Origin of the sequence: Longimicrobium sp., assembly GCF_035474595.1 — a bacterium.
In the GTDB taxonomy this organism is placed as follows: Bacteria; Gemmatimonadota; Gemmatimonadetes; order Longimicrobiales; family Longimicrobiaceae; genus Longimicrobium.
In genome coordinates this window covers 57,031-65,658 of the sequence record NZ_DATIND010000014.1, presented here as the reverse complement: position 1 = coordinate 65,658, position 8,628 = coordinate 57,031, and the positions used below count along the sequence as shown (strand labels likewise).

General features: G+C 71.4%; 7 protein-coding genes and 1 rRNA gene. 2 read left to right on the top strand and 6 right to left on the bottom strand.

Annotated features, from left to right (window positions below; all coding sequences use genetic code 11):
- The first annotated feature begins 18 nt into the window (after window positions 1-18).
- A 5S ribosomal RNA gene (gene rrf, locus VLK66_RS02750) occupies window positions 19-135 on the top strand.
- A 418-nt stretch (window positions 136-553) separates the two neighbouring features.
- Here rrf and VLK66_RS02745 read toward each other — a convergent pair.
- Together VLK66_RS02745 and VLK66_RS02740 are read right to left on the bottom strand one after the other, a co-directional pair.
- Window positions 554-916, bottom strand: a complete 363-nt coding sequence (locus VLK66_RS02745) for a hypothetical protein (RefSeq protein WP_325307704.1) — start codon at window positions 914-916, stop codon at window positions 554-556.
- A gap of 282 nt (window positions 917-1,198) precedes the next feature.
- Window positions 1,199-2,242: a serine hydrolase domain-containing protein gene (locus tag VLK66_RS02740; protein ID WP_325307703.1), complete on the bottom strand. Its 1,044-nt coding sequence runs from the start codon at window positions 2,240-2,242 to the stop codon at window positions 1,199-1,201.
- Window positions 2,243-2,738: 496 nt separating this feature from the next.
- Between VLK66_RS02740 and VLK66_RS02735 the strand changes: the two genes are divergently transcribed.
- Window positions 2,739-4,160 (top strand): sigma-54 dependent transcriptional regulator, encoded by a 1,422-nt coding sequence (locus VLK66_RS02735; protein ID WP_325307701.1) that lies wholly within the window; start codon window positions 2,739-2,741, stop codon window positions 4,158-4,160.
- Between the two features lie 356 nt (window positions 4,161-4,516).
- Here VLK66_RS02735 and VLK66_RS02730 read toward each other — a convergent pair whose 3' ends face one another.
- From VLK66_RS02730 to ruvX, 4 genes are all read right to left on the bottom strand, one after another.
- Window positions 4,517-5,719 carry a serine hydrolase domain-containing protein gene (locus VLK66_RS02730; RefSeq protein WP_325307700.1) on the bottom strand — a complete coding sequence of 401 codons (1,203 nt, stop codon included), beginning with the start codon at window positions 5,717-5,719 and terminating at the stop codon, window positions 4,517-4,519.
- A gap of 315 nt (window positions 5,720-6,034) precedes the next feature.
- A complete protein-coding gene (thiE, locus tag VLK66_RS02725) occupies window positions 6,035-6,676 on the bottom strand; it encodes a thiamine phosphate synthase (protein WP_325307698.1) in 642 nt (213 codons plus the stop codon).
- A 228-nt stretch (window positions 6,677-6,904) separates the two neighbouring features.
- The gene (gene mltG, locus VLK66_RS02720) at window positions 6,905-7,933 is read right to left on the bottom strand and encodes an endolytic transglycosylase MltG (RefSeq protein WP_325307695.1); all 1,029 of its coding nucleotides are present in this window, start codon (window positions 7,931-7,933) and stop codon (window positions 6,905-6,907) included.
- Window positions 7,933-8,370, bottom strand: a complete 438-nt coding sequence (ruvX, locus tag VLK66_RS02715) for a Holliday junction resolvase RuvX (protein ID WP_325307693.1) — start codon at window positions 8,368-8,370, stop codon at window positions 7,933-7,935. Before ruvX ends, mltG begins: the two co-directional genes overlap by 1 nt.
- Window positions 8,371-8,628: the final 258 nt, after the last annotated feature.

Genomic DNA, 8,628 nt, shown 5'->3' with positions numbered 1-8,628 from the left:
CTCCCGGTTTGCTTTACGGCCGGTGGCTATGGCGCGGGGGATCCACCCGATCCCATCCCGAACTCGGAAGTGAAAACCCGCTGCGCGGATGGTACTGCCGGGGCCACCCGGTGGGAGAGTACGGCGCCGCCGGCCAACTCTACAACAGCATCGCCCGCCTCGATTCACTTCGAGGCGGGCGGTGCTGTTTTTTTTGTGTCTCGAACTCAGGAACTCGGTCCGAGAACCGGGCATCCGCGCGATTTCCCCGAATCCCGCTGGATCTCACGCGGAGACGCGGAAGACGCAGAGGAGTTCGGCGTGCGGACTGGTGGTGGTGCGCGCCCACGGCCCCTGCGCCCTCTCCGGCCGGCCGAGGCCGTCCACCTCTCCCGTACCGGGAGAGGTAGCTGGCAGGGGCATCGGCGCCAGCTCCACATCCCGGCGCGGGGAGGTTCGGAAAGCGCGCGGATGCTGGAGAGCCACCTTCTCCCGGGGACGGGCCCGGGACGGGAGAGGGTCGCGCCCTCCGGCGCGGGGTGAGGGCGGCGCGAGGCCCGCGGGACGCTCAGTGCTAGTGCGGGAGCTGCGCGGAGGCGTACACCACGTCTCTGTGGAAGCCGGAGAGGATGATCAGGGCGGCGGCGCCGGCGGCGATCGCCAGGAGCACGGTGCGGCTGGAATCGAAGCGGCGCGTCTGCACCGAGCGGACATCGGCGAGCGGGATAGCGGCGCGCACGCCGGCCGGGGTACGGCCGACCACGCTGTCGGCGGAGATCGCGGGGGCGAAGAGGCGGATGCTGCTGTTGTCGCCGCGCACGACGCGCACGTGCTCGGGGAGCGGCGCGGGGAGGGGCTGCGCCGCGGGCTGGTACGAGGTGCAGGCGCCCAGCAGGAGCGCGAAGGCCGCGGCGATGGAGCGGGTCGGCAGGGGCATGGGCGAGAAATCGCTTGGGTGGAAGGATGGACCGAGCGTATCAACGCGTGCCGGGGTGCGGATGTGACGGGATGCGTGAGGGATGCGCGCCCGAAGGGCCGGGAACCCGCCGCGCGGGGACAACCAGGAGAAATCGCGTCCCATGCTGGCGCGGCGGGGGCCCGGCGCGGTTGGCAACGGTCGTATCGTTGCCTACCGCGCGCGCAGCCCGGTTTGGCGCCTCGGCGCCAAACACGCCCAAACCCTGCGGTTGCGGTTCAGCGAACGCCGGCGGGCACCACTCTAATGGCCGGAGTCCACGATCTGGCGGAGCCGGGCCTGCACCTGGAGCGTGGCGTCGTACCAGTAGCCGTCGGCGGCGTCGCGCGCGGGGAGGACCACGATGCCGGCGACGTTGCGGCCGAAGTCCACCCACGGGTAGAAGCCGGACGCGCCCGGGCTGCTGATCTGCGTGGCCCTGCCCGCGCCGTCGACCGCGTCGCGCCAGACGCCCAGCCCGTAGCCGTGCACGCCCGTGCGCGGCGTTTCCGTCATCGGCGCGGTGCCCACGTTGTCGCGGGTGAGCTCGGCGAGCGCGGCGGCGGAGAGGACCTGGTGCCCGTTCCACGCGCCGCCCGCCAGCAGCATCCGCAGCAGCATGCCGTACTCGGGGACGGTGGTGATGGCGCCGCCGGCGAGGACCGGGTTGCCGCCTTCCCACCGCGTCTTGCGCCAGCCCAGCGGGCCGGCCACGCGCTCGGCGAAGAGCGCGTTCCAGCTCTGCCCCGTGGCCACCTCGGCCAGGCGCCCGGCCACGGTGAACGACGAGCCGCCGTAGCGGAACTCCGTTCCCGGCGCGTAGGCCGGCGGCGTGGCGGCGATCTGCCGGCTGCAGGCGTCCAGGGTGCTGCCGGCGTCGAAGAGGCAGGCCTGCCCGTCGGCCAGGCCGGAGGTGTGCGACAGCAGCTGGCGCGGGGTGATGGCGGCCGCGGCGCCGGCGAGGTACGGCAGCCGCGCGGAGGCCGGCTCGCCCAGCGAGAGCTTGCCGGCGTCGGCCAGCGTCAGGATCGCGACGCCGGTGAGCCACTTGCTGGCCGAGGCGGCGGGGAGCTCGCTGGTTTCGTTGAACGCGCCGCGGTAGCGCTCGCACACCACCCGGCCGTCGCGCACCAGCAGGAGCGCGGCGCCGAACGCGCTGTGGCTCTCGGCGGTGCTGTCGACGAAGCGCGCGATGGACTGGTACGCGGGGTCGCACGAGCCGGTGGCCGCGGCGGTCGGCAGATCCATGCAGGCGGAGGCCGCGAGCGCGGCGGCGATGCCGGCGAGCAGGGTCGGGAAGGCTTGCATCGTTCCTCGGCGGGGCGGGGGATCGGGTCGTGGTCGCCCCATGAACGCCTGCCGGTCGCGCGGGTCTGACCGTGGTGCAGCGAACTGCTGTCCCGGTGCGGCGAACGGCGGACGCGCCGATTCCGCCATCCCCCGTCACGTATCACATTCCAGTGAATCGGCCCGCCTGAACAGTGCGCTTGCCGGAGTGGCAAGCGATCCCCGGTCGCCATCGCGGTCGAAGAGCCGCACGTCTCCTCGGGGACGCAACGCCCGGATTGTCTCCTCCGCCGATCCTCTATTCCCCCTGAAAACCCTCGCGAATCAACAGGTTTTCGAATCTGCGAAACAAGACTATGGCGCTCGTGACCCACGTGAGGCATATTCTCCCCACGGTGCGGACGCGACGCCCCGACGGCGTTGCGGCATCCGCGTCCGGCGCGTATCTTCGGGGCCAACACGTTCGCCCCCGCCGGATCCTGCCACGCGCATCTCGCGCCCTTCAGGCCAACGCGCAATGAGCGACACTGCCGAGAACGACGTCCCGATCACTGTGCTGATCGTAGACGACGAAGAGCTGCTGGTGAAGAGTTGCGGCCAGATCCTCTCCAGCGAGGGGTACTCGGTGCACACCGAGGGGCGCGGGCGCAACGCGCTGGACTTCGTGCGCCGCCAGCGGCCGGACATCGTGCTGACCGACCTGATGCTGCCCGACATGGACGGCCTGGCGCTGCTGAAGGAGATCAAGAAGCTGGCGCCCGAGACGCTGGTGGTGATGATCACCGGCTTCGCCACGGTGGACAGCTCGGTCGAGGCCATCCGCGCCGGGGCGTACGACTACATCCCCAAGCCGTTCACCGCCACGCAGCTGCGCATCCTCATCGGCCGCGCGGCGCAGCAGGTGAAGCTGGTGCGCGACAACGCCAGCTTGCGCGACCAGCTGAAGAAGCACTACAGCTTCGATAACATCATCGGCACCAGCGACTCGATCCAGAAGGTGTTCTCGGTGGTGAGCCGCGTGGCGCCCACGGAGGCGAGCGTCTTCATCTCGGGCGAGAGCGGCACGGGGAAGGAGCTGATCGCCCGCGCCCTCCACGCCAACAGCCGGCGCTCGGCTCGGCCGTTCACCGCCATCAACTGCGCGGCGCTCCCCGACAACCTGCTGGAGACCGAGCTGTTCGGCCACGAGAAGGGCGCGTTCACCAGCGCCGACCGCGAGCGCCGCGGGCTGCTGGAGCTGGCGGCGGGCGGCACCTTCTTCATGGACGAGATCTCGGAGATGAGCATGGAGCTGCAGGCCAAGCTCCTGCGCGTGATCCAGGAGCGGAAGATCCGGCGCGTGGGCGGCGGCGAGGAGATCCCCATCGACGTGCGCTGGGTGTCGGCCACCAACCGCGACCCCGACCAGGCGGTGCGCGACGGCCACCTGCGCCAGGACCTGCTGTACCGCCTGAACGTGGTGCCGGTGAAGCTGCCGCCGCTGCGCAACCGCCGCGAAGACATCCCCGCGCTGGCGCAGCACTTCCTGCGGCGCTACGCGCAGGAGTACGACCGCGACAACCTGCGCTTCAGCAGCGAGTCGATGCGCGTGCTGGTGGAGTACGAGTGGCCGGGGAACGTGCGCGAGCTGCAGAACGTGGTGGAGCGCATCGTCTCGATGTGCCTGCCGGGGCAGGAGATCTTTCCCGAGGACATGCCCGAGGAGCTGTCCATGCGCCGCGCGCCCAACGGCAAGGCGGGCGCGGTGGCGGCGTTCTCGAGCGACCTGCCCTTCCACGACGCCAAGAACGACGCGATCTCGATCTTCGAGAAGCAGTACCTGAGCGACCTGCTGGACCGCCACAACGGCAACATCTCGCAGGCCGCGCGCAACGCGGGGATCGACCGCAAGACGATCCACCGCATGCTGGCCAAGTACGAGATCGAAGGCCGCGACTAGGCTTGCAATCGACGGATGCGGAACGGGATCGGCCCCTCGCGGCGATGGATGCTCGCGAGGGGCCGATCTTCTTTTCAACCGATGGTTTGGGCGTGTTTGGCGCCGAGGCGCCAAACCGGGCTGCGCGCGCGGTAGGCAACGATACGACTGTTGCCAACCGCGCCAGGCCACCGCCGCGCCGCGGGTCGATGCGGATCCGCGGCTTCTGCTCGCGCGCGGCGGCGTCCCGGCCCTTCGGGCGCGCATCCCTCACGCGGCCCTCACCCGAAAAAGCGAAGAGCCGGGACAAAACCGCCGTCCCGGCTCTTCACTTCTTCGACCTCTCCCGACAGCAGGAGAGGTGAACCGATCCGCGTCTACCGCTCCCGCTGCTGCGTGGCCGAGCCCATCACGCGGCGGCCGGTGGTCGGGGTGGGCGGGCCGGAGAGGCGCGGCTCGCGCTGGCGCGCCTGGCCCATCACCGCGCGCGCCAGGTCGCGCTCGATGGGCTCGGGGGCGGCCAGCCCCTGGTTCATCAGCACCACGATGGCCATGTGCTCCTCGGGGTACCACGCCACCTGCGCGCGGAAGCCGGAGACGGCGCCGTCGTGGTGCAGGTAGGGGCCCGCCTCGGTGGTGTCCACCATCATCCCGTAGCCGTACGCCATCCGCACGCTGGTCTCCGTTGGCGGCGCGGGCGTGGTCATCTCGCGGAACGACGCGGGGGAAAGGACGCGCCCCTCGCCCAGCGCGACCTCCCACTTCGCCAGGTCCTCGGCGGTGGAGCAGAGCGAGCCGGCGGCGTACAGCACCGACGGGTCCCACGGCGCGGCGCGCACCGTCTTCCCGCCGCGGCTGCGGACGAAGCCCGCGGGGACCGGGGCGCTCAGCTCGCCGCAGTAGTGCGTGTCGCCCAGCCCCAGCGGGGTGAAGAACTGGTCGCGCAGGTAGTCGGCGTACCCCTGCCCGGTCACTTCCTCGATCACCAGCCCCAGCAGGTAGTAGCCGGAGTTGCTGTAGTGGAAGGCCGTTCCCGGCGCGAACTGCAGCGTGCGGCTGGCCAGCTCCTCCACCAGGCGCGCGGGGGCCAGCGGCTGGTGGAACTCGCGCAGGAACTCGGTGAAGTTGGGCACCCCCGCCGTGTGGTTCAGCAGCCGGCGGATCGTGACCTCCTGGTACACCGGCGGCAGCCCGTCCACGTAGCGCGTGACCGCGTCGTCCAGCGAAAGCCGGCCCTGCTCGTTCAGGCGCAGGATGGCCGCGGCCGTGAACTGCTTGCTGACCGAGGCGATCTGGTACTCGGTGCGGGCGGTGGCGGCGCGCTCGCGCGGCGGGTTCACCACGCCGTAGCCGCGCTCCATCACCACCCGCCCGTCCTTCACGATGACGACGCTGAGGCCGGGGATGGACTGGTACTCCATCGCGTGGCGGGCGATGGAGTCGAGCTGCATGGCAAGGCGTGCGGAGGCGCCGCCGTCGCCCGCGCCGGGGGCGGAGGCGAATGCGACGAGCTGGGCCGCGGCCGGACGCGCGGACGCACAGGCGAGCAGGACGGCGAGTGCCGTGGGGCGGAAACGCATGGGGCGTGGCGGATGGAACGGGGTGTGGCCGGGAGATATGCCGCTGCGTGACGGTTCTGCTGCGCGCAGGACCCCCGCGCCAGGTGTGCGCGCGGGCGCACGCTCGCGTGGGCGAGACGTGTTCTGCGGTGGATCTGGGTTGTGAATGGGCTGCGGGAGGGGACCCGCCCGGACCACGATGCTGCCTCCGGATGCGGCCGTGGGGGCCGTCGAGGAGGGAGGGATGCCTCAGGGAATAAATCTACGTCGCCACGAGCTTCGTGAGAAGTGCCGCGATCGGCGGACCGCCTGGCGCGGACGAATCCTAATCCGTGACTAACTGCGTCCTGTGGTAGCGGCGCGGAGCAGCTCGCGCGTGGCCGCCTCCGGATCGGCGGCGCGCATCACGGCGCTGATGACCGCCACGCCCGCGGCGCCCGCGCGCACCACCTCGCCCGCGTTCGCCGCCGCGATCCCACCGATGCCGACCACGGGGATGCGCACCGCCGCCGCCACCTGGGCGATGCGCGCGCAGCCGACGGCGCTTCCCGCGTCGGCCTTGCTCCCGGTCTCGTACACCGGCCCGGCCCCCACGTAATCCGCGCCGCCCCGCTCGGCCGCGCGCGCCAGCTCCGCCGTCTCCGCGCTGATGCCGATGAGGAAGCCGCCCGGCACGATCCGCCGCGCCGCCTCGACGGGAAGGTCGTCCTGCCCCAGGTGCACGCCGTCGGCGCCGGCGGCGAGGGCCACGTCCAGCCGGTCGTTCACCCACAGCAGCGCTCCCGCGGCCCGCGTCTCCACCCGCAGCGCGCGGGCGAGCTCCACCTGCTCGCGCGCCGCCTGGTCCTTGCCGCGCAGCTGGATGGAGGGCGCACCGCCGCGCAGCGCCGCCCGCACGACGTCCACGATCGCGCGCCCCTCGCCACAGCTGGGGTCGGTGATGACGATGAGAGAAAGGCGGTCGCGAAGGCCGGTCATGCGCGGGGAGATGGTGGTCGGCAGATAGAGATGATCGTCAGCGGGAGATGGTGCGTGGCGATGATGAGGCGTGCGAGGGAAATCTCGTCACGCGTGGAAAGATTCGCGAAAATGCGAGTGAACTCGCGGCTACAACGGCACGCAGTCCGCCTTCGCGGACTTCATTTCGGTGACGGGGCGGGGTGGGTGCGCGGGGCCACCTTCGCCCTCTCGCACTCTCGCACTTCTTCACCGTGCCCCTCGCGCCTCCGCCTGCGCGGCACGCTTCGCGGCGTTGTGCTCGGCCAGGGTGCGGGTGAAGACGTGCGTGCCGTTGGGGCGCGCGACGAAGTACAGGTAGTCCGCCGGCGCGGGGTTCAGTGCGGCCTGGATCGCGCCCTGGCTGGGGGAGGCGATGGGGCCCGGCGGGAGGCCCGCGTGCGTGTAGGTGTTGTACGGACTGGCCGACACCGACGCGATGTCGCGGTAGAGCAGGCGCGCGCGCTGCTGGCCGAGCGCGTACTGCACCGTGGGGTCGGCCTGCAGGCGCATCCCCTTCCGCATCCGGTTGCGGTACACGGCGGCAATGGTGGGGCGCTCGTGCCAGTCCTTGGCCTCGCGCTCCACGATCGAGGCGAGGGCCACCACCTCGCGCTCGCTCATCCCCGAGGCGGGGAGCTGCGCCCGCATCTGCGGCGTCCACGCGGACTTGTAGCGCTGCACCATCGCCGCGACCGCCTTCTCCACCGGCGTGCCGAGGGGGAAGACGTAGGTCGCCGGGTAGAGATAGCCCTCCAGCGTGGGCCCGGGGACGCCGTAGCGGCGCGCGGCCGCCGTGTCCACCAGCCGCGCGTGGATGGAGTCCTCGTTGCCGCCCAGCGCGGCCGCAACCCGCGCGGCGATCTGGCGCGCCGTCCATCCCTCGGGAACCACGATGCGCGCCTTCACCACGTCGCCGCGCACCAGCTTGCCCACGATGGTCTTCCACGACTCGCCCGAGCGGAACTCGTAGATGCCGGGCTTCAGCTTCGACGCCGCGTCCTGTGCCTTCGCATAGCGCCGGAACTTGTCGCCCGAATCGACGATGCCGCGCTTCGCCAGCGAGTCGGCGACCGCGGGGAGAGCCGCGCCCGCGGGAACGGTGACACGCAGCGGCGGGCCGTGCGGGTTGCCGCCGCCGTCCGTCGCGCACGCGGCGAGCGTCGCGAGGAGAGCGACGAGTGCGAAAGTGCGAAAGTGCGAGAGTGCGAAAGTGCGGAACGGCGCGCGCATCTTCATCACCCCTGCGCCTCGCGCGGGCGCTGGCGGAGCCAGGCGTCCAGGATCAGCGCGGCGGCGGCGGCGTCGATGCGCTCCTTCTGCTCGCGCTCGCTGCGCTTCAGCCCCATCCCGCGGACCGCGCGCTCGGCGGCCACGGAGGTGAGCCGCTCGTCGACCCAGTGCACGGGCAGCCCCGTGCGCCGGGCCAGGTCATCGCCGAACTGGCGGACTTCCTTCGTCCACTCCGTCTCATCTCCCGAAAGGTCCAAGGGTAGTCCCACCACGGCGTCCTCCACCTCGTGCTCCTCGATGAGCTTCGCGATCTCCGCCCACGGCGGGCGCTTCCCCGCGCGCCGCTGCAGCGTGGTCAGCGGCGACGCGATCGTGCGCGTGGGGTCTGTCAGCGCCACGCCGATGCGGCGCTCGCCGTAGTCCAGGGCCATCGTCCGGGGCATCTGCTCGCTTCGCGAGAGTACGAAAGTACGGAAGTGCGAGAGTACGAAAGCTACGCAACCGCGGGGCCGTCTGCATCACCCCAAACGCAGCGACGGCCCGCCGCGATGGTGGGCCGTCGCATCATCTCCTTGCTTCGGGCGCGTTCCCGCGGCATCCCGGGATCTCACGCGGAGACGCAGAGAACTCACCGCATGCACCGGCTCCCGTCGCGCACCGCAATCTCCCCATCACCAATCTGATGTCCGCGAAGGCGGACT

What these genes read in the sequence shown, in the direction of transcription:
- VLK66_RS02730 (WP_325307700.1), bottom strand. Translation starts at nt 5,719, where the DNA reads ATGCGTTTCCGCCCCACGGCACTCGCCGTCCTGCTCGCCTGTGCGTCC.
- mltG (WP_325307695.1), bottom strand. Translation starts at nt 7,933, where the DNA reads ATGAAGATGCGCGCGCCGTTCCGCACTTTCGCACTCTCGCACTTTCGC.
- thiE (WP_325307698.1), bottom strand. Translation starts at nt 6,676, where the DNA reads ATGACCGGCCTTCGCGACCGCCTTTCTCTCATCGTCATCACCGACCCC.
- VLK66_RS02745 (WP_325307704.1), bottom strand. Translation starts at nt 916, where the DNA reads ATGCCCCTGCCGACCCGCTCCATCGCCGCGGCCTTCGCGCTCCTGCTG.
- VLK66_RS02735 (WP_325307701.1), top strand. Translation starts at nt 2,739, where the DNA reads ATGAGCGACACTGCCGAGAACGACGTCCCGATCACTGTGCTGATCGTA.
- ruvX (WP_325307693.1), bottom strand. Translation starts at nt 8,370, where the DNA reads ATGCCCCGGACGATGGCCCTGGACTACGGCGAGCGCCGCATCGGCGTG.
- VLK66_RS02740 (WP_325307703.1), bottom strand. Translation starts at nt 2,242, where the DNA reads ATGCAAGCCTTCCCGACCCTGCTCGCCGGCATCGCCGCCGCGCTCGCG.